The 20157-nt window shown below is 73.1% G+C and carries 12 protein-coding genes; 5 read left to right on the forward strand and 7 right to left on the reverse strand.

Going from position 1 to position 20157, the window contains the following annotated elements; all coding sequences use genetic code 11:
- Positions 1 to 2 precede the first annotated feature (2 nt).
- Complete coding sequence (locus ACZ7EG_RS08040; protein WP_471074868.1) at positions 3 to 2108, reverse strand: cell division protein PerM; 2106 nt, start codon at positions 2106 to 2108, stop codon at positions 3 to 5.
- Positions 2109 to 2222: 114 nt separating this feature from the next.
- Between ACZ7EG_RS08040 and ACZ7EG_RS08045 the strand changes: the two genes are divergently transcribed.
- Positions 2223 to 3536, forward strand: a complete 1314-nt coding sequence (locus tag ACZ7EG_RS08045) for a helix-turn-helix domain-containing protein (RefSeq protein ID WP_471073931.1) — start codon at positions 2223 to 2225, stop codon at positions 3534 to 3536.
- Between the two features lie 247 nt (positions 3537 to 3783).
- On the opposite strand, the gene sucD is transcribed toward ACZ7EG_RS08045, so the two are convergent.
- From sucD to ACZ7EG_RS08070, 5 genes are all read right to left on the reverse strand, one after another.
- Entirely contained in the window at positions 3784 to 4668 is an 885-nt protein-coding gene (gene sucD, locus ACZ7EG_RS08050) for a succinate--CoA ligase subunit alpha (protein ID WP_031132986.1), read from the reverse strand.
- Positions 4669 to 4689: 21 nt separating this feature from the next.
- Positions 4690 to 5868, reverse strand: coding sequence for an ADP-forming succinate--CoA ligase subunit beta (gene sucC / locus ACZ7EG_RS08055; RefSeq protein ID WP_471073935.1), 1179 nt, complete (start codon positions 5866 to 5868; stop codon positions 4690 to 4692).
- 1872 nt (positions 5869 to 7740) lie between these two features.
- Positions 7741 to 8907, reverse strand: a complete 1167-nt coding sequence (locus ACZ7EG_RS08060; RefSeq protein ID WP_471073938.1) for a VWA domain-containing protein — start codon at positions 8905 to 8907, stop codon at positions 7741 to 7743.
- Positions 8908 to 9046: 139 nt separating this feature from the next.
- Positions 9047 to 11518 (reverse strand): DUF5682 family protein, encoded by a 2472-nt coding sequence (locus tag ACZ7EG_RS08065; protein WP_471073942.1) that lies wholly within the window; start codon positions 11516 to 11518, stop codon positions 9047 to 9049.
- A gap of 178 nt (positions 11519 to 11696) precedes the next feature.
- The gene (locus ACZ7EG_RS08070) at positions 11697 to 12827 is read right to left on the reverse strand and encodes an ATP-binding protein (protein ID WP_471073944.1); all 1131 of its coding nucleotides are present in this window, start codon (positions 12825 to 12827) and stop codon (positions 11697 to 11699) included.
- 145 nt (positions 12828 to 12972) lie between these two features.
- Between ACZ7EG_RS08070 and ACZ7EG_RS08075 the strand changes: the two genes are divergently transcribed.
- The gene (locus tag ACZ7EG_RS08075) at positions 12973 to 14328 is read left to right on the forward strand and encodes an SWIM zinc finger family protein (RefSeq protein WP_471073947.1); all 1356 of its coding nucleotides are present in this window, start codon (positions 12973 to 12975) and stop codon (positions 14326 to 14328) included.
- A 153-nt stretch (positions 14329 to 14481) separates the two neighbouring features.
- A complete protein-coding gene (locus ACZ7EG_RS08080) occupies positions 14482 to 16278 on the forward strand; it encodes a DUF5691 domain-containing protein (protein ID WP_471073950.1) in 1797 nt (598 codons plus the stop codon).
- Between the two features lie 311 nt (positions 16279 to 16589).
- Here ACZ7EG_RS08080 and ACZ7EG_RS08085 read toward each other — a convergent pair whose 3' ends face one another.
- Positions 16590 to 17006 (reverse strand): cobalamin B12-binding domain-containing protein, encoded by a 417-nt coding sequence (locus ACZ7EG_RS08085; protein ID WP_471073953.1) that lies wholly within the window; start codon positions 17004 to 17006, stop codon positions 16590 to 16592.
- A gap of 521 nt (positions 17007 to 17527) precedes the next feature.
- Here ACZ7EG_RS08085 and ACZ7EG_RS08090 point away from each other — a divergent pair.
- A complete protein-coding gene (locus ACZ7EG_RS08090) occupies positions 17528 to 18391 on the forward strand; it encodes an esterase/lipase family protein (RefSeq protein ID WP_471073957.1) in 864 nt (287 codons plus the stop codon).
- Positions 18392 to 18496: 105 nt separating this feature from the next.
- Positions 18497 to 20119 carry a M23 family metallopeptidase gene (locus tag ACZ7EG_RS08095; protein WP_471073960.1) on the forward strand — a complete coding sequence of 541 codons (1623 nt, stop codon included), beginning with the start codon at positions 18497 to 18499 and terminating at the stop codon, positions 20117 to 20119.
- Positions 20120 to 20157 lie beyond the last annotated feature (38 nt).

The following is a 20157-nucleotide window of genomic DNA, read 5'->3' on the forward strand; positions in this document are numbered from 1 at the left end:
CTTCAGGGGTTTTCCGGCGGGGCGGGCCGGTCGGGCGGGGCCTGGGTTCCGTGCCGGCCCGGGCCCGGGCCCGGGTCGGACGGCAGGAAGTCGTACAGCTCGACGTCCGCCTCGCGGTCCGGATCGCGCGGGCCGTACAGAGCGTCGTACTCGTAGGACGTGTACGGGGCGTAGAGCGCGTCCGGGGAGGGCTCCGAGGCGTGCGGCGCCGACGCCCCACCGGTCACCGAGGCGCCGCGCCCGGGGCGCCCGCCGCCCTCGCCGCTCCGAACGGCATCGGAATCCATGCCGCCACCCCAGAGACCTCCGGCATCCTCGCCTCCCCCGCGCCGACCGGCACCCCGAACGCCCTCGCCTCCCCCGCGCCGACCGGCACCCCCAACGCCCTCGTGGTCCCCGCGCCGACCGGCACCCCCAACGCCCTCGTGGTCCCTGGCACCCCGAAAGCCCTCTTGGGCCCTGGCACCCCGAACGCCCTCGTGGTCCCCACGCCGACCGGCACCCCCAACGCCCTCGTGGTCCCTGGCACCCCGAACGCCCTCGTGGTCCCTGGCACCCCGAACGCCCTCGTGGTCCCCGGCACCCCAAGCCCGACCCGCTCCCCAAGCGTCCTCGGCGGCTTCCGGGCCCCCGGCCACCCCCGCGATCCCCGCTACCCCGGTGCGCGTGAACGAGCCGCGGCCGCCGCCCTTCCGGGTCCGCCGCTGACCTCGGGCACCTTCGGTCGCCTTCTGCCGCTGTTCGCCGATCTTCGGCTCCTCCGACCCGGGCGTCCGGCACCGCAAGGCCCGGGCCACCACCGCCGTGGGGATCGACAGCAGGCCCAGCCAGGCCAGCGTCGCGGCGGCGACCTGCCACCACACGGGGCCGAAGCGGGACAGCACGTCGGAACCGAGCGGGCCGCCCGACAGCGCGGCCAGTCCCGCGAGTACGGCCGCGCACAGGACCGACGCCAGTGCGGCGGCACGGGCGGTGCGGCCGGCCGACCATGGCGCGTCCCGCGTACCACCCGGTCGCGTCCCGCCCCGTTCCCCGGATGCCGCCCCCTTCGCCACCGTCCAGCCCACGACCACCCCGGCGACCAACGGCACCGCCCCGGCCGCCCAGTGCACCGGCGTGCCCTCCCCTGCCTCCGGCACCGCCGCCAGCAGCGGAAACGGCGGCAGGAACGGGGCCGGTGCCGAGGACAGCGGGCCGACCGCATGGCCCGCGCCGAGGGCGAAGCCGGGGCCCAGGGCGTAGGCGGCGCCCCACACCGCCGCGTTCGGGACGAGGGCCACGCACAGCAGCAGTACGGCGAACCGCCCCGACCACCCCTCGGTCAGTCGGAGCAACCCCGCCTGGGTCGACGCACCGTGCCCCACCAGCGACACCACCACCAGCAGCGCACCGCCCCCGAGGAGCATCGCCGCCCCGGCCGCCGCGGCCCGGGCGGCGATGCCCGGGCGCCTGTCCGGACCGATCACCAGCGGACGTACTCCCGACGGCAGCACGCCCAGCAGCCGCCGCAGCGGCCGGCCGGGACGGCCGTACGCCGACCACACGCCCGTCCCCGCCGCCACGACGGCGACCAGCGGAACGCACACCCCTGTCCACAGCCACGACGGCCGCAGCACACCGCCCGCGGCATAGAGGGCGGCAGGCGCGGCGACGGCGAGGTAGCCGAGAACCACGCCCGCCCAAGCCATGCGGGCGGAGACCAGGGGCGCGCTCGCGCTCCCCTCGGCATCCTCCTCGAGATCGTCGTCCTCGTCCCCGCCCCCGCCGTCCGTGGTGTCCCGCGCCGCCCGGTGCAGCAGCCACACCGGCAGTGCGAGCAGGAGCATGGGCGGCAGGCCGAGGGGAGCGGGGACCCCGGAGAGCGTGTCGGTGCGGACCAGCTCGGCACCGTGGGCCAGCAGCCACAACGCCGCCGCCACATGCATGGCGCCCCCGGGTCCGCTGTCCGGGTACGGCGAGCTGATCCACAGCAGCGTCACGAGCACGGCGAACGACGCGAGCCCGAGGCCCGCCGCGAGCGCGCCCCCCATGAAGCCGTCGCCCAGGCCGGGTGAACGGTCGCGCATCCGGGTGAGCAGGGGTGACGACGAACGTCGGCGAGCGGTCATCTCGATCACGACGCCATGGTCCCAACGACACGCGCTTTACCGGCGTAACAGGCGAACCCTCGCTGTGTCGCTAAAAATACGCTTTATGTACTTTTCTGGACGGAGGCGAGCCCTGTGACGCAGAGCCCTGCCCTCCCGCTCCCACCACCCAAGGAACGCCGACGCCTGCGTGAGGCCGCCTCGCTGACGCGGGCTCAGGTGGGCTCCCGGGTGGGCGTGACCGGCGAGACGGTGCGCGGGTGGGAGACCGGCCGCTCCACCCCGCGCGGCCGAAAAGGGGAGCAGTACGTGAAGCTGCTCCACTCACTGGGCGACGAGGCGGAGATGACACCTCCTCAGGAGAACGCCGCCAATTCCGACGACCCGGAACCGTCACCCGCGGCCGCATCCCCATCCGCATCCCCATCCCCATCCGCATCCGCATCCGCATCCGCATCCGCTCGACGGTCCGCACGGGTCCGGCGCAAGGCCGCAGCCACCGGCCGGAAAAGGCCCGCCGCGAAGGACCGGGGCCGAGGCCCCGTCACCGTCCCCGACCGGAGCAGCACCCCCGTCCCGCACGGACACCGCGTCATCCTCGCCGAGCGCCCGCGTACGACGCCGCCGCGCCGGCCGGACGACGCCATCACCGCGCTGACGCCCGATCAGGCCTTCGACGCGCTGTACGCCTTCTGCGCCCCCGCGCTCGTCCGGCAGACCTATCTGCTGACCGGCCGTCGCGACCTGGCCCGGGTGTCGGTGGAGCGGGCCTTCCAGATGGCCTGGCAGCGTTGGCCCGAGGTGGCCCGCGACCGCGACCCGGCGGGGTGGGTGCGCGCGATGGCGTACGAGTGCGCGCTCTCCCCGTGGCACCGGCTCCGGCCGCGCTTCCGGCTCCCCGAACGGCCCCCGCCCGACGCGTTCGACCGGGCGCTGATGGACACCCTGCTGCAGCTCCCGCCGTCCTACCGCCGCACGCTGGTGCTCTACGACGGGGTCGGACTCGGCCTGCCGGAGACGGCGGCGGAGACGGAGGCCAGCACCCGTGCGGCCGTGAACCGGCTGGCGCACGCGCGCGAGGCGCTGGCCGAGCGGCTGCCGGAGCTCGCGGACCCGGAGACGCTGCACTGGCGGCTGGTCGAACTGGCCTCCACCGAGGGACTGCGGGCCGCCAAACCGCCGGTCGTGCGCAGAGGCGGGGAACGCCGGGCCCGCTTCTGGACCCGGGCCGCCATCGCCTTCACGGTCGCCCTGATCGGCACCACGGCCCTCACCGTCCGCACGGCCCCCACCCACTACGAGCCGCCGGTACCACCGGGGGAGACGGTCCAGGGCGTACCACCGCCCGTCGCGCCAGGACCGCTGTCCGAGAAGGAACGGAAACTGCGCACCAAGCTGCGCGAGGAGCAGCAGAGAGGACCGGACAGGCTGCTTCCGCAGCCGCGGTGACGGTGACGGTGACGGTGACGGTGACGGCGACAGCGGATACCCGCGGTGAGGGCATGTACACGGCGATGGGCCATGCCACGGGGGTGGGGCATGGCACGGCGGCGGGGCACGGATAGCGCGGGGGCACGCATACGGCGCCGGGTGCACGGATACGGCGGTGGGTGCACGGATACGGCGGTGGGCCCGCTCCCCGTAGGGAGCGGGCCCACCAGTGCGCTACGGCGTCGTTCAGCCCGCGGGGCGGTCCTCAGCTGCCGAGAATGGCGCGCGCCAGCTTGGCCGTCTCGGTCGGGGTCTTGCCGACCTTGACGCCGGCGGCCTCGAGGGCCTCCTTCTTCGCGGCGGCCGTGCCGGAGGAGCCGGAGACGATGGCGCCGGCGTGGCCCATGGTCTTGCCCTCGGGCGCGGTGAAGCCCGCGACGTAGCCGACGACCGGCTTCTTCACGTTCTCCTTGATGAAGGCCGCGGCCCGCTCCTCGGCGTCGCCGCCGATCTCACCGATCATGACGATCAGGTCGGTGTCGGGGTCGGCCTCGAACGCGGCGAGGGCGTCGATGTGGGTCGTCCCGATGACCGGGTCGCCACCGATGCCGACGGCGGAGGAGAAGCCGATGTCGCGCAGCTCGTACATCATCTGGTACGTGAGCGTGCCGGACTTCGAGACCAGGCCGATGCGGCCCGGCTTGGTGATGTCGCCCGGGATGATGCCGGCGTTGGACTGGCCCGGCGTGATGAGACCGGGGCAGTTCGGGCCGATGATCCGGGTCTTGTTGCCCTTGGACACGGCGTACGCGTAGAACGCGGCCGAGTCGTGGACGGCGATGCCCTCGGTGATGACGACCGCGAGCGGGATCTCGGCGTCGATGGCCTCGACGACGGCCGCCTTGGCGAAGGCCGGCGGGACGAAGAGGACGGACACGTTGGCGCCCGTCTTCTCGATCGCCTCGGCGACCGTGCCGAAGACCGGGATGTCGTTGCCGTCGATGTCGACGGACGTGCCCGCCTTGCGGGGGTTCACGCCACCGACGATGTTCGTGCCGTCGGCCAGCATGAGCTTGGTGTGCTTCATGCCCGTGGCACCGGTCATGCCCTGGACGATGACCTTGCTGTCCTTGTTGAGGAAGATAGCCATGGCTGTTTAGTCCCTCGTCCCTTACTTCGCAGCCGCGAGCTCGGCGGCCTTGTCGGCCGCGCCGTCCATGGTGTCCACGCGCTGGACCAGCGGGTGGTTGGCGTCGGAGAGGATCTTGCGACCCAGCTCGGCGTTGTTGCCGTCCAGACGGACGACGAGGGGCTTGGTGACTTCCTCGCCCTTGTCGGCGAGCAGCTGCAGCGCCTGGACGATGCCGTTGGCGACCTCGTCACAGGCGGTGATGCCACCGAAGACGTTGACGAAGACGGACTTGACGTCCGGGTCGCCGAGGATGATCTCCAGGCCGTTCGCCATGACGGCGGCGGAGGCGCCACCGCCGATGTCGAGGAAGTTGGCCGGCTTCACGCCGCCGTGCGCCTCACCGGCGTACGCGACGACGTCCAGGGTGCTCATGACGAGACCCGCGCCGTTGCCGATGATGCCGACCTCACCGTCGAGCTTGACGTAGTTGAGGTTCTTCTCCTTGGCGGCGGCCTCGAGCGGGTTGGCCGCGGCCTTGTCCTGGAGGGCCTCGTGCTCCGGCTGACGGAACTCGGCGTTCTCGTCCAGGGAGACCTTGCCGTCCAGCGCGATGACCTCACCGGAGGCGACCTTGGCCAGCGGGTTGACCTCGACCAGGAGGGCGTCCTCCTTGATGAAGGTGTCCCACAGCTTGACCAGGACGTTCACGACCTTGTCGGCGACCTCGGCCGGGAACTTGGCGGCCGCGACGATCTCGCGGGCCTTGGCCTCGGTGACACCCTCGTTGGCGTCGATCGGCGTCTTGGCGACGGCCTCGGGGCGAGTGGCCGCCACCTCCTCGATCTCCATGCCGCCCTCGACGGAGGCGATGGAGAGGAAGGTGCGGTTGGCACGGTCCAGGAGGAAGGAGACGTAGTACTCCTCCACGATCTCCGGGGCCGTCTCGGCGATCATCACCTTGTGGACCGTGTGGCCCTTGATGTCCATGCCGAGGATGTTGGTCGCGTGCTCGACCGCCTCGTCGGGGGTGGCGGCGAGCTTGACGCCGCCGGCCTTGCCGCGGCCGCCGACCTTCACCTGGGCCTTGACGACGGACTTGCCACCGAGGCGCTCGGTGGCTGCGCGGGCCGCCTCAGGCGTGTCGATGACTTCACCGGCCAGCACCGGTACATCGTGCTTGGCGAAGAGGTCCCTCGCCTGGTACTCGAACAGGTCCACGCGCTTCCGTCCCTATCAGTGATCTCGCGGTTCGTTGTCTGCGTGGGCGTGCCGCGAGGGCAACGTGACGTCCGCTGTCTGTCACAAGGGAGGCGCACACGGTGTCCGAGCGCGCGGCATGTCCGTCTCGCAGGTTATCGCTGCTTGCGGGGGGCCCCTAAATCGAGGGTCACACCTGAGCGGTGATACCTGTCACATGATGCCGCGCTCTCTGACACGGCGTGCCGGGGGTGAGGGGCCTCACCGGGCTGGGGTTGACCCGGTGAGGCCCGCCTGACGCCCCCGGAGGAGTACGAAGGCCCTGATCAGGGCCCGCTCTCCGGGGCCGCGGGTCAGGTGGTCCCCACCCCTATGGGAACCACCCGACCCATCCACGAGGTTTCGGCCTCGGACCGCCGACGGCTTTCGGCCGCCCGGGCGTGACGCCTCGTGAAGCATGAGGGAGGGGAGAGGGCAGGAGGTGCCGTGGGCACCCGTGGGTCGACGGCCGGCCTCCCCCCTGCGGCCGGGCCACGGCGGCGATGCCTCGGCGGTCTGTCCGTGCCGGCCCGGGAAGAGCCGTGCTAACCGGGGAACAGGGGGATGTCCCGGCAGGTGGACCGGGCACCCGCCGTGTCCGTGCGGGCCGCGACACGGGACACGAGCCTGAGCGACGCCCGGAGGTCCGAGGTGACGGCGTGCGCGTCGCCATGACGGGACGAGCCGCTGTCGGCCACGGACCGGTTCCCGAGCGTGCCGTCGGGTCGCCCACCGGGCGAGTGGTCGGCCCGGTCGGGTCCTGCGTGCGAGGACGGTCTCGGGTGGCTGGGGTGGGCGGGGTGGCTGAGGCGGTCTGCGTGGTGGACGTGATCGAGGTGGCCCGTATGTCTGGCGGTGTGACTGAGGTGGCCGGTGTGGTCCACGTGTCTGTCGTGGTGCGCGTGGACGACGGAGAACGGCGGGCTTGCGGGAAGGGTTGCGGGCTCTGGGCCGTGGACCGGGGTGTACGACACAGGTGCCGCCGTCCCGCCCGGCTGCGGGTCGGCCGTAACCGGTGCGGGGAGGGGGCCAGTTGGGGGTGCCGGGTTGTCGGGGAGCCCGGGGAGAGGGAGAGCGGGGAGAGCGGGCCTTCCCGGGAGCGCGACGTCGCCGGGAACGGTGGACAGACTCGGCAGGCCCGGCAGGCCCGGCAGGTCCGACAGGTCCGACAGGTCCGACAGGTCCGACAGCGCGGGCAACGCGGGCAGCTCTACGTGCGACAGCTGCCCGGGCAGCTCTGGCAGCTCTGGCAGCTCTGGCGATTCCGGTGTTTCCGCCGGCTCCGGCCGCTCCACGTGCGACGGCCGCTCGGGCGACTGTGGCTGCGCCCACGCCCGTGGGGACGACGCCGGCGGCAGCGTCGCCCGGGTGCGAGCCGGCCTCCTACTCGCCGGCTCCGCCGCCTCGCCCACAGACCGAACGAGCCGCTCTCCCGCCCCCGCCCCCGCCCCCGGGACGGGAACGACACTGACGACCTGCCCCGCCCGGCCCTCCGGCAGCACCCCTACGCCGTTCTCCGCAGAAGCCCGCTCCCCCCACAGCAATCCGAGGAACAGCAACCCGCCCACCATCAGCACCAGTTGCAGCGCACGCCACCCGGCCGCGCTGCGCGGCAGGCGCAACGCGGCATCGGACAGGGCTGCTGACCAGGTCAAGAGGGGAAGCTTCCTCCCGTGCGACGGAAGCGGAACTGCCCGTCGGCGTACACGCCGTCAGGCAGGCGCCGATCCTCGCATGGGAGTGCGCACGTCGCGCAAGCCCTTACTACCGATGGACCGTCATGTCCGTTTTGCTGCCGCACGTCGGACGACGATGCATCGACAGGTCGTCATCTGCCCCTTCGTTCCGGGCCCTTCACGCCGTATCCGGTATCGGGAGCGGACGCTTCTCGATCGCCGCCGCCATGATCTCCGGAAACAGATCGGGCGTGCACGCGAACGCCGGTGCCCCCAGCGCCCCGAGCGCGGCGGCGTGCTCCCGGTCGTACGCGGGCGCCCCCTCGTCCGAGAGTGCCAGCAGCGTCACGAACTGCACGCCCGACGCCTTCATGGCGGAGACCCGCTTGAGCATCTCGTTGCGGATGCCGCCTTCGTAGAGGTCGCTGATCAGCACGACCACCGTCTCCGCGGGCCGCGTGATCTGCGACTGGCAGTACGCGAGCGCCCGGTTGATGTCCGTGCCACCGCCGAGCTGCGTGCCGAACAGCACGTCGACCGGGTCGTCCAGCTGGTCCGTGAGGTCGACGACCGCCGTGTCGAAGACGACGAGTCGCGTGGAGATCGTCCGCATCGAGGCGAGCACCGCCCCGAACACCGATGCGTACACAACGGATGCCGCCATGGATCCCGACTGGTCGATACAGAGGATGACCTCCTTCTTCGTGGACCGGGTCGCCCGCCCGAATCCGATGAGCCGCTCCGGCACGATCGTCCGGTGCTCGGGCAGGTAGTGCTTGAGGTTGGCCGCGATGGTGCGGTTCCAGTCGATGTCGTGGTGCCGGGGCCGGTTGATCCGGGCGCTGCGGTCGAGGGCGCCGGTGAGGGTGGCCCGGGTGCGGGTGGCGAGCCGCTTCTCCAGGTCCTCCACGACCTTGCGCACCACGGCCCGGGCCGTCTCCTTCGTCGTCTCCGGCATCACCTTGGTGAGGGACAGCAGCGTGCCGACGAGGTGCACGTCGGCCTCCACCGCCTCCAGCATCTCCGGCTCCAGCAGCAGCGTGGCGAGACCGAGCCGGTCGATGGCGTCGCGCTGCATGACCTGCACGACGGAGGAGGGGAAGTACGTCCGGATGTCCCCGAGCCAGCGCGCCACGGACGGCGCCGACGCCCCGAGCCCCGCCGAACGGTCCCGGCCCCCCTGTGACCTGCCGTCCTTCCTGCCGTAGAGCGCGGTGAGCGCGCCGTCCATCGCGGCGTCCTGCCCCGACAGCGCGCAGCCCGTACCGTCCGCCGCCTCGCCGCCGAGTACGAGCCGCCACCGCCGCAGCCGCTCCTGGGCCGGGTCCGTCGTCCCGGGCGTCATCCCCGTCCTCCCTCGTGGGGCCGTTCCCACAGCGGGATCACCGGGACGGTCGTCGACGGCCGCCTTTCCTTCCGGAGCCCGCCCGCCTCGGTGGCTCCCGCTCCCGGTGTCGTCGCCCGCTCTCTCAGCGCCTCGGTCGTCATCCCGTCACCCCCGCCAGGTGGTTGTCAGTGTTCTCGTCGTTCTCGTCGTTCTCGTCGTTCTCGTCCGCTTCGTCCAGCCCGAGCAGCAGCCGCACGACCGGCAGCACGGCGGCCGCGCGCACCGTGTCGAGGTCGGCCGCGAATCCGGGTGTGCCGGAGCCGGCGGCTGTCGCGCCGCCCCCGGCTCCCGGTCCGCGTCGGACCAGTTCTCCGAGGGTGCGGCGCACTCCGGGCTCGTACGCCGAGAACGTCCGCCGCAGCAAAGGCAGCACGTCCGTGAAGGCCTCGGCCGGCACCCCGGTCAGCCACGCGTCGACGAGGCCGAGCAGCCGCTCGTCGTGGACCAGGAGCATCCCGCCCCCCGAGCCCCCTCCGACGAAGCCCTCGATCCACGCGGCGGCGTCCTGCGGCGGTGTGCCCGGCGACAGGACGAGTCCCATCAGCAGTGCCGCCTCGTCCTGGGCCAGCTCCCCGTCGTCCAGCAGGAGCCGCACGGCCCGCCCCCGGACGGCGCCGGGCACGGTGTCCCGCCCGGACAGCACGCGCAGCACCGACTGCCAGCGGTTTCTCAGGCGGGTGTGTCCCGCGGCGGGGGCGTCGCCCAGGAGGCCGACGGCTCCGTGCACCGCGTCCACGTGGCGCCTCATCTCCTCGGCGGCGTCCGCGTCGAGCGCGGCGCAGGCCGGGGGGAGGCCGACGAAGACCCGCTCGGCCAGTCCCGCGGCGACTTCCGCCAGGGCTGCGGTGTCGGTACCGCGCACATCGCCGTAGCGCAGGGAGCGGACCAGGGCCGGGAGCGCCTGGGCGAGATGGCCGACGTCGGTGTCGAGGGCCGCCCGGTCGGCGAGGACCCGCATCACCGTCGGCAGCGCGTCGGGCAGTCCGGCCAGGAGGCAGTGCTCGGCGAGCGCGGTGACGTCGGCGAGGCCCTGCGCGGTGACGGCGTCCGCTTCGGCCTTGGCGGTCGCGGCGGACAGGACGGTCGTCCCCCACACCCCCGCCTCGGCGATCCGCACGGACAGCTCGGGTTCCCAGCGCAGCCGCCATGTCTCCCGGAACGTGCCGGTGCTGCCGCGTGAGGCGGCCGGTTCGCCCCATGCGATGCCGAGCAGCCGCAGCCGGTGCAGCAGTCTGCTGCGGGCGGCGTCGTTCTCCTTGCGCAGGTCGAGCTCCACCTCCCGCTCCAGCGCCTCCGGCTTCAGCCGCAGCCGGCGCTGCAGCCGGGTGAGGTCCCGCTGCAACGGCACCGCCGGCGCCGACGAGGGCACCTCGCCCAGCACGTCCCCCACGACCAGCCGGTCCCGCACCAGCTCCAGCGGCACGTCCGAGCCCTCGCACATCACCGCCCGCACCGCGTCGGTCGTCTCGCTCAGGCCGGGCAGCGGACGGCCGCGCATCGCGGCGAGCGTCTGGGCCAGCCGCACCGCTTCGATGACGTGCGCGGAGGAGACGATCCGGTCCTCGGCGCGCAGCAGCCCCGCCACCTTGGTCAGCCACCGCTCCACCGGCCGGTCCGGGGCGCTGAACAAGTGCCCGTACCAGCCCGGGGAGTCGATTCCGGCCCCGTACCCGCTCGTCCGGGACAGCCGGCGGTGGGTCCACGGCACCCAGGTCATGTCCGCCTTGACCTTGGGCAGCCCCTTCAGCAGTGCCTTGTCGGCGGCGACGGTGGTCTTCTCCCGCAGTGCGGGCACGTGCCAGGCCCCGCAGACCACGGCGACACCGTCCTCGAACTCCCGCTGCGCCGCCCGCACCTGGAGCCGCATGTACGCCTCCCGCACCGGGTCGCGGTCGTGTCCCCCGCTGCCGTAGGTCTCCCGCAGCGCGCTCATGGCCTCCTCGAGCGCGGTGAACGGCGCGAGGGCGTCGCCCTCCCCTGCGCCGCGGTGTTCCACGACGTCCTCCCACCACCGCTCCGGGTCGTCATAACCGGCGGTTTCGGCGAGCACTCCGATCGGGTCGATCCGCGGGTCGGCCGGGCCGGGTTGGGCGTCGCCGTCGGCAGCCGTCTCGGCGTCCGGAGAGCGCTCCGCCCCCGTCTCGTCCTCCGGTCTCCCCCAGGCCAGGGTGTGCGTGGCCGGCAGATCGATGAAGCGGGCCGGGACGTCGTGCTCCAGGGCCCAGCGGATGGCGACCCACTCCGGGGAGAACCCGGCCAGCGGCCAGAACGCCGAGCGGCCGGGCTCGTCCACGGCGTGGGCGAGCAGAGCGACCGGTGGCCACATCTCCTCGTCGGCGGCGAGCGGGATCAGCGAATCGGCCTCGGGCGGGCCCTCGATCAGCACGATCCGCGGCCGGGTCTGCTCCAGAGCCGCCCGCACCGCCCGCGCGGACCCCGGCCCGTGGTGCCGCACCCCGAGCAGCACCGGGCCCGCTCCGGCCCCCTGGCCCGCGGCCCTTTCCACACCGGTCACTTCATCCCACCTCCCGTCCCGCACGTCCCGTCCCGCATGTCCGGTCCCACACATCCCGTCCCGCACGTCCGTTCCCGCACGTCCGGTCCCACACGTCCCGTCCCGTATGTGCTGTCTCGGTCCGACCGGCGACCCTCGTCCCACCCTTCGGCGCCCTGGTCCCGGCGGGTCGAGGCCGCCCCGGCGTGCTGGGCGGCCCGGATGCCGACAGGCCTGCTCCGTCCCGCGTCGCTCACCCGCTCACCTCGCGGCAGGCCCGGTAGAAGTCCTTCCAGCCGTCGCGCTCGCGGACCACCGTCTCCAGGTACTCCTGCCAGATGACCCGGTCCGCCGCCGGGTCACGGACCACCGCGCCGAGGATGCCCGCGGCGACGTCGCCCGGCCGCAGCACGCCGTCGCCGAAGTGGGCGGCGAGGGCGAGGCCGTTGGTGACGACGGAGATCGCCTCGGCCGTGGACAGCGTGCCGCTGGGCGACTTCAGCTTCGTCCGGCCGTCGGCCGTGACCCCGTCGCGCAGCTCGCGGAAGACCGTGACCACCCGGCGGATCTCGGCGAGCCCGTCGGGCGCGGCCGGCAGGTCGAGGGACCGGCCGATCTGGTCGACGCGCCGCGAGACGATGTCGACCTCTGCCTCGGGGCTCTCCGGCAGCGGCAGCACCACCGTGTTGAAGCGGCGGCGAAGGGCGCTGGACAGGTCGTTGACCCCGCGGTCGCGGTCGTTGGCCGTGGCGATCAGGTTGAAGCCGCGGACCGCCTGCACCTCCTGGCCCAGTTCCGGTATCGGCAGCGTCTTCTCCGACAGAATCGTGATGAGCGTGTCCTGCACGTCGGCCGGGATACGCGTCAGCTCCTCGACACGGGCCGTCATGCCCTCCGCCATGGCCCGCATGACGGGGCTGGGCACGAGGGCGTTCCGGCTCGGGCCGTGGGCGAGCAGCTGCGCGTAGTTCCAGCCGTAGCGGATGGCCTCCTCCGGGGTGCCGGCGGTGCCCTGCACCAGCAGCGTGGAATCGCCGCTGACCGCCGCGGCCAGGTGCTCGGACACCCAGGTCTTCGCGGTGCCCGGCACACCGAGCAGGAGCAGGGCGCGGTCGGTGGCAAGCGTGGTGACGGCGACCTCGACGATGCGGCGCGGGCCGACGTACTTGGGACTGATCACCGTGCCGTCGGGCAGCGTCCCGCCGAGCAGGTACGTCGCGACGGCCCACGGCGACAGCTTCCAGCGGGCCGGGCGCGGACGGTCGTCCTGGGCGGCCAGCGCGGCGAGTTCCGCGGCGAAGGCGTCCTCGGCGTGCGGTCGCAACGCCTGGGTCGATTCCGTCTCCCCCGCTTCGACGGACGTCGGCTCCACGGACACAGTCATGGCAAAGTCCCCCTCCAGCTCGGCCGGTTCGGATCTGGCACCAACGTTGCACCACACCACTGACAATCCGTTCCGACCTGCGAAAACGTCCCGCCGAAGCCGCTCGCGGACCCGATTGTCAGTGGCGGGATCTAACGTCGTCGGCATGACTCAGCAGGGGGTGCGCTGGACCGCGGACCAGGTGCTGGCACTGGCACCTGACGCGGCATCACGCAAAGCGGGAAGCAAACTCGGCGCGGCGGGGCCGTGGTCCGAGGCGGGGTGTTCCGACGAGGGGACGGTGTGGGGGCTGTGCAAGGGCAGCGGAAGCAAGCCGTGTCAGACGATCGTCGACATCGCGGACGCCGCGGGGCCCGCGTACAAGTGCACGTGTCCGAGCCGCAAGTTCCCGTGCAAGCACGCACTCGGGCTGCTGTTGCTCTGGGCCGCCGACGACGCGGTGGTGCCGTCGGGGCAGGCGCCGGAGTGGGCCGGGCAGTGGACGGCGGGGCGGCGCAGGCGCGCGGAGGAGAAGAAGGCCGCGGACGGCTCCGGGGCGCCGTCCGGTGCCGCTGATCCGGAGGCGGCGCGGCGCCGGGCGGAGCGCCGGGCCGAGCGGGTCACGGCGGGCGCGGTGGAGCTGGAGCAGCGTCTGGCCGATCTGCTGCGCGGCGGCCTGGCGACCGCGGAGCAGTCGGGGTACGGCCTGTGGGAGGAGACGGCTGCCCGCATGGTCGACGCCCAGGCCCAGGGCCTGGCAGGCCGGGTGCGGGAGTTGGGGGCGATCCCGTCCACGGGCCCGGGCTGGCCGGTACGGCTGCTGGAGGAGTGCGCGCTGCTGCATCTCCTCGGTCAGGGCTGGCTGCGCCGCGAGCGGCTCCCGGACGGCCTCGCCGCCACGATCCGTTCCCGTGTGGGCCTGCCGGCCTCCCCCGACGGCCCGCCGCTGCGCGACCGCTGGCTGGTTCTCGCCCAGTACGACACGACGGACCCGCGCCTGACGACCCGCCGGATCTGGCTGCACGGCACCGACTCGCACCGCACTGTCCTGCTCCTGTCCTATGGCGCCGCGGGGCGCGCCCCGGAGCAGGCGCTGCCGGTGGGACTGGCCCTGGACGCCGAGGTGTCCGCCTACCCGGGCGCCGGACAGCCGCGGGTGGCCCTGGGCGAGCAGTTCGCCCCGGCCGTGCCCTCGGCGACACGTCCGCCGGGGATGACGACGTCCGAGGCGGTGGCGCGGTACGGCGACGCCCTGCGCGACGACCCGTGGCTGGAGTCCGTCCCGGTGACCCTGGACCGGGTGGTTCCGGCCCCTGACGGCGATTCCTGGCAGCTGGCGGACGCCGACGAGGACGCGGCGTTGCCGCTCACTCCGGCGGCGCGTTCCCGGCCGGGCCTGTGGCGGCTGGTCGCCCTGTCGGGCGGGGCCCCGGTCAGGGTCTTCGGCGAGTGCGGCCACCAGGGCTTCACCCCGCTGACGGCTTGGCCGGAGGGCCCGGGTGACGCGGTCGCGCTGTGCTGAACCGGTGGCAGCGGCCCGGGCCCGCGGCACTTCGGCCCGCGTCGCCGATCCCCCGACTCACCCACCCCACAGACCCACGCATCTTTCAGGCATCACGGGACAACCGGTAAGGGCGAGCCTTCAACTACCGGGCGCCCCGCGGAAAGGAAGCTCATGACCAAGACCTCCGCTGCTGTGGACGCGCCCGGCGCGAACGCCTGGGAGGGGCTCGTCACCACCGCGCTGCTCGGCACGGACCGGCGCACCCCGCCGGGCACCGCCCCCGGCCCGGCCGCACCCGCGGCCCTGCTGGACGCGGCGGCCGCGGAGACCGTACGACGACGTGCCGGTCTGCGCCCGGCGCGGGCGGCCGAGCGGCCGCAGCCGGCTCCGCCGGACCCCCGGCCGGCGCTGCCGCCGGCAGCCGCCCGCAGACTCGCGATGCTGCTGGCCGACCGCCCCGGCCCGTCCGGCGGCGGCCGGCGGGGCGCCGCGCCCGACCTGACGGAACTGCTGCCCCAGTGGCTCGCGGTGGCGAACTCCCGTCGTTTTGCACCACCTCCGCAGCTGCTTCCGGCGTTGCTGGACGCGGCCCGGGGGCGTACCGACCTGCGTCCGGCGGCACTGGAGTTCGCGGGGCCCCGGGCCCTGTGGCTGGCACGGCTGAACCCGGACTGGCGGTTCGCCCTGCGCGCGACCCCGGGCGGCGGCACGGCCCTGCCGCACCCCGAGGACGGCGACGGGGTCCAGCAGCTCTGGCAGGAGGGCCTGTTCGCCGAACCCGTCGCCCTGCTGTCCGCCCTGCGCTCCCGCGAACCTGCCGCCGCCCGCGATCTGCTCGCGACGACATGGGCGACGGAACGGGCCGAGGACCGGCTGATGTTCCTCGATTCGCTGCGCGCGGGCCTGGGCCCGGACGACGAGCCGTTCCTGGAACAGGCCCTGGCCGACCGCAGCCGCAACGTCCGGGCGACGGCGGCGGAACTGCTGTCGGCCCTGCCGGATTCGGCACTCGCCGCCCGGATGGCGGTCAGAGCGGAGGCGTGTGTGGCCCTCGACCACATGCAGAGGCCCCGGCCCCTGCGAACCGGCCGTGAGGACGAGGGGCCCGGGAGGACCAGGACCGCACCGGCCTCGGCGGCCACCGCAGCCACCGGACCCACCGCCACCGGAGCCACCGCGGCCACCGGACCCACCGCCACCGGAGCCCCCGGACCCGTGGAAACCGTGGGAGCCACGGAGGCCACCCCGACGATCGCCGTCGAGGCACCGCACGAGTGCGATCCGGGCATGGAACGCGACGGTGTCGTGGCGAAGGCACCCGCAGGACGCGGAGAACGGTCCTGGTGGCTCGGTCAGTTGGTGGAGGCGGCACCGCTCGGGACCTGGTCTCGGCGGCTCGGCGGCCGCACGCCCCGGGAGATCGTGGCGCTGCCGGTGGCGGACGACTGGCAGGGCGAACTGCACGCGGCCTGGTGCCGGGCGGCGGTACGCCAGCGGGACGCCGAGTGGTCACGCGCGCTGCTCGGCGATCCGTCGGCGCCGGAAGCGGGCGGTCCGGGTGCCGTGTCCCTGGCCGAACGCGCCAAGCTGCTCGGCACGCTGGACGCCGCCGAACGTGCCGAGTGGGTGGCCGGATTCATCGGCACACACGGTCTGTCCGAGGCCTTCCAGTTGCTCGGGGTGTGCGCGGTGCCCTGGGGACAGCCGCTCGGCCGGGCCGTGGTGGACGCCCTCAACATCGCTCGGGACGCGGGGAGTTATCCATGGAGTTTCAGCGGAGTGATGGGACTGGCCGAGCGCTGCCTCGACCCGTCCGAGGCCTCCCGTCTCGACGCCCTGCTGGCCGTACCCGACGAGCCGGAGAACGCCTCTCCGGGAGCCGGCGGCTACTGGGCGGAGGCTTTCCAGCGCCTGGTCACGACCCTGCGTCTGCGCGCGGCGATGGCCGAGGAGCTGGGAGCGGCCTGACCCCTGTCCGCGCATGCGGCGAGGGCCGCGACGCCACACCGGCCAACGGGCCCCACGCGGCATCCGGCGAAGCCCCCGACGCCGGACTCGCCAACGGGCACCCGGCCTCATCCGGCGAAGGACACCGCGACTTCCTTGCCTACGGGCGTCCCGCGGCATCCGGCGACGGGTGCCCTCCCGTGGGCGGTTGCCGCCGGGCATCCCGACGACCGGGACGATCACCGGGGGCAGTCGCCGCCGCACCCCTGCCGCACCGGCCACCCGGGGCGGATCCGGCCGGACGGGGACGCCCGAGCCGGACCGCCGGAGGCCTACGCCTGCGCAGGCTGGCCCGCGTTCGTCCTGACCCACTCCACGATCGACGCCGTCGTCGCGCCGGGCGTGAAGATCTCCGCGACGCCCTTCTCCTTGAGCAGAGGGATGTCCGCCTCGGGGATGATCCCGCCGCCGAAGACCAGGATGTCCTCCGCCTCCCGCTCCTTGAGCAGCTCGATCACAGCCGCGAAGAGCGTGTTGTGCGCTCCGGAGAGGATGGACAGCCCGATCGCGTCGGCGTCCTCCTGGATCGCCGTGTCGACGATCTGCTCGGGAGTCTGGTGGAGGCCGGTGTAGATGACCTCCATACCGGCGTCGCGCAGGGCCCGCGCGATCACCTTGGCCCCGCGATCGTGGCCGTCGAGCCCCGGCTTGGCCACCACCACGCGGATCGGACCGGCTGCCACACCCATCACTGCCTCCATGAAGCGACTACATCCATCCGTACCGACAAGTACCGCACACACCGGGCAAGCCGTACACGCCGCACCGCACGGACACCCCGCCCCGAACCGTCCGGGCAAGTGAACGAACGTTATCTCCAGGATCCCGCAACCGGCAGTTTCGCGATGGATACCGAGGGGGAAATCACACGATGGGACAAGCGCAAGGGGAGCCGCATCGAGGTCGCCGTCCCGCCGCGTCATCCACACACCGCGGCGGCAGGGCACCTCGGCGAGGGCACGCAGGGCAAGCACCGCACACACAGCACGCAGGGCAGACACGGCGCACCGGCGGGGAGCCTCGTCACCCCACCGATCGGGGACCTCCGTCGCACCACCGGCGTCACACACGCCACACGCCGTGCTCTGCTCCCGCAGCTCACGCGGCTCACGCCGCTCTCGCGGTCATGGCCGGCCGCCTTCGCAGCTGCTTTCCACGAGGGCACACGGGGGGCGGAGCCGTCCTGCCGCGTGCCGACAGGAGGTCGGCCATGAAGGTCACCAGGGCTGCTCTGCCCCTTCTTCCGCTCTGCGAGCGCCTGCTGCCGGGCCGGCTCGCGGGACTCTCCCTGGCCCTCCTGAAGGCCACCGCCCTGGAGATCGCGATCCTGGCCGGGCATCTCCTGCTCTATCCGTCCGGCATCACCCAGGAGCGGCGCACCCCCGTCCCGGCCCTGCCCGCGGACGGCGCGGCCCAACTGCCCACGCAGGCCAAGCCACCGGTGCTCCTGCTGCACGGCTTCATCGACAACCGCTCGGTCTTCGTCCTGCTGCGCCGCAGTCTCGCCCAGCACGGCAGGCAGCAGATCGAGTCCCTCAACTACTCACCGCTGACCTGCGACATACGCGCCGCCGCCGAGCTGCTCAGCCGACGCGTCGAGGAGCTCTGCGAGCGCACGGGGGCCAGGCAGATCGACATCGTCGGGCACAGCCTGGGCGGCCTGATAGCGCGTTACTACGTGCAGCGCCTCGGCGGTGACAGGCATGTGCGGACTCTTGTCACGCTCGGCACGCCGCACTCGGGAACCCGAGTGGTGCCCTTCGCGAACGCGCACCCCATCGTGCGCCAGATGCGCCCCGGCTCACCGGTGCTCGAGGAGCTCACCGCGCCCGCCCCCGACTGCCGTACGCACTTCGTCAGCTTCTGGAGCGATCTGGACCATGTGATGGACCCGCTGGAGACGGCCTGCATCGACCATCCCGATCTGATGGCGCAGAACGTGCGCGTGACCGGCATCGGACATCTCGCCCTGCCCGTGCACCCCGCGGTCGCCAACGGCGTACGGCAGGTTCTCGACACGGCCCTCCCGGGTGAACCGTCCGCCGAACACACCGACGATCTGACAGTCGCCTGAGACTCGTCATACAGCGGTCACTCGACGCCGCAACACCGATCAACCTCGAACAAACTTCGAACACAGAGCCAAACCCGTGCCCGCCGTCCGCCAAAACACGGCCGAATGCCCGTTTCCTGCGCGCGCGAAACCTGCCGAAGATTGTCGTGCCCGCGTACCGCCGGGTACAGTCGCCGCACTGCTCTGGCAGCCCCTGTTGTCGAGGCGAAAGAGAAGTTGGTGAACGACCGTCACCCGTCGGGGACCATGACCCCGGCTCCGGCTTCCGACGCCGCCTCCGCGCACTACGCGTCGTACAACACCCAGGAAGCCCAGTACGGCGACTTCACCACGTACGGCGACCACACCGCCACCGGATTGGACGCCACCGGCCACGCCACGGCGAGTTTCGCGGCCGACCCCCTCTTCGGCGACATGCCGGGCAGCGGCCACGACTCGGGCACGTACGACACCGGCCACTGGCCCACCGGCACGCACGAGAACGTGCACTACGACGCGTACGCGGCGCAGCACCACGCCGCCTACGACACCGGCGTCTACGACACGACCTCCTGGACGCCCGAGCAGCAGCCGATGCCGGTCATCCCGTCCCAGGCCCCCTCCCCCGACGCCACCGGGCAGTGGGAAACCGGCTCCTGGCTCCAGACCGACCAGTCCGGCAACCCGGCCGACCACACCCAGCAGTGGGAGTGGGGCACGCAGACCTTCGACACGGGCGCCTACGACGCGACGCAGTGGAACTTGGACGGCACCGCCGCACCGGCCCCCGACGCCTACGAGCACCCTGCCGAAACCTTCGACCAGCACGAGACCGCGGCCTTCGACCAGATCACGTACGACGAATCCGCCGAGGCCGGCTACCACGCCCCCGACGCGGACGGCGGCGAGCCGGCCACCACCGGCGAACTGCCCGTCGTCACCCCGCTCCTGGACGACCAGGAGGACGTCGACCCGGCCCCGTCCTCGCGGGCGGCCTCGCGCGCCGGCTCGCGCTCCCGCCGCCGTACGGCTCCCAGGCGCTCGGCGCTGATGACCATCGCGGTGCCCTCGGCGTGCGTGATGGGTGTCGCCGGGATCGCCGCCGCCTCCGTCGGCACCTTCTCCGAGGACAGTGCCGCCGAGGCGCAGACGACCGCGGCGGACGCGCAGCCGGTCAAGCCGGCTGCGGCCAACAACAAGCTGGACACGCAGCTGCGGAGCCTCTCCGCCGGCGCCGACGACTTCGCCGACCGGGCCAGCCGCACGCAGGAGCGCATCGACCTCAAGGCCCAGCAGGCCGCCGAGAAGAAGCGGGCGGCGGAGGAGGCGGCCCGCAAGGAGCGACTGCGCCCCAAGTTCGCCCTGCCGGTCGCACGGCACGGACTCAGCGCCACCTACGGCCAGTCCGGCATCAACTGGATGTCCCTGCACACCGGCATCGACTTCCCCGTCTCGTACGGCACGACCGTCATGGCCGCGACCGACGGCACCGTGCGCACGCAGTGGAACAGCGCGTACGGCAACATGCTGATCCTCACCGCGAAGGACGGCACGGAGACGTGGTACTGCCACCTCTCCACCTACACGGTGCCCTCGGGTACGACCGTGAAGGCCGGCGATCCGATCGCGCGCTCCGGCAATTCCGGCAACTCCACCGGCCCGCACCTGCACTTCGAGGTGCGCCCGGGCGGCGGCTCGGCGATCGACCCGCTCCCGTGGCTGCGCAGCCACGGCATCGACCCGACGTAACGTCCCGGCAGCCCCCGCCCGTCGGGCGAGCAGGGGCC

It is taken from the genome of Streptomyces sp. NPDC037100 (assembly GCF_055606225.1).

Excerpts from the sequence above, each read along its gene's own strand:
- ACZ7EG_RS08040 (WP_471074868.1), bottom strand. The coding sequence starts at position 2,108 with ATGACCGCTCGCCGACGTTCGTCGTCACCCCTGCTCACCCGGATGCGC.
- sucD (WP_031132986.1), bottom strand. The coding sequence starts at position 4,668 with ATGGCTATCTTCCTCAACAAGGACAGCAAGGTCATCGTCCAGGGCATG.
- ACZ7EG_RS08060 (WP_471073938.1), bottom strand. The coding sequence starts at position 8,907 with ATGACGCCCGGGACGACGGACCCGGCCCAGGAGCGGCTGCGGCGGTGG.
- ACZ7EG_RS08065 (WP_471073942.1), bottom strand. The coding sequence starts at position 11,518 with ATGTGTGGGACCGGACATGCGGGACGGGACGTGCGGGACGGGAGGTGG.
- ACZ7EG_RS08070 (WP_471073944.1), bottom strand. The coding sequence starts at position 12,827 with ATGACTGTGTCCGTGGAGCCGACGTCCGTCGAAGCGGGGGAGACGGAA.
- ACZ7EG_RS08075 (WP_471073947.1), top strand. The coding sequence starts at position 12,973 with ATGACTCAGCAGGGGGTGCGCTGGACCGCGGACCAGGTGCTGGCACTG.
- ACZ7EG_RS08080 (WP_471073950.1), top strand. The coding sequence starts at position 14,482 with ATGACCAAGACCTCCGCTGCTGTGGACGCGCCCGGCGCGAACGCCTGG.
- ACZ7EG_RS08085 (WP_471073953.1), bottom strand. The coding sequence starts at position 17,006 with ATGGGTGTGGCAGCCGGTCCGATCCGCGTGGTGGTGGCCAAGCCGGGG.
- ACZ7EG_RS08090 (WP_471073957.1), top strand. The coding sequence starts at position 17,528 with ATGAAGGTCACCAGGGCTGCTCTGCCCCTTCTTCCGCTCTGCGAGCGC.
- ACZ7EG_RS08095 (WP_471073960.1), top strand. The coding sequence starts at position 18,497 with ATGCCCGTTTCCTGCGCGCGCGAAACCTGCCGAAGATTGTCGTGCCCG.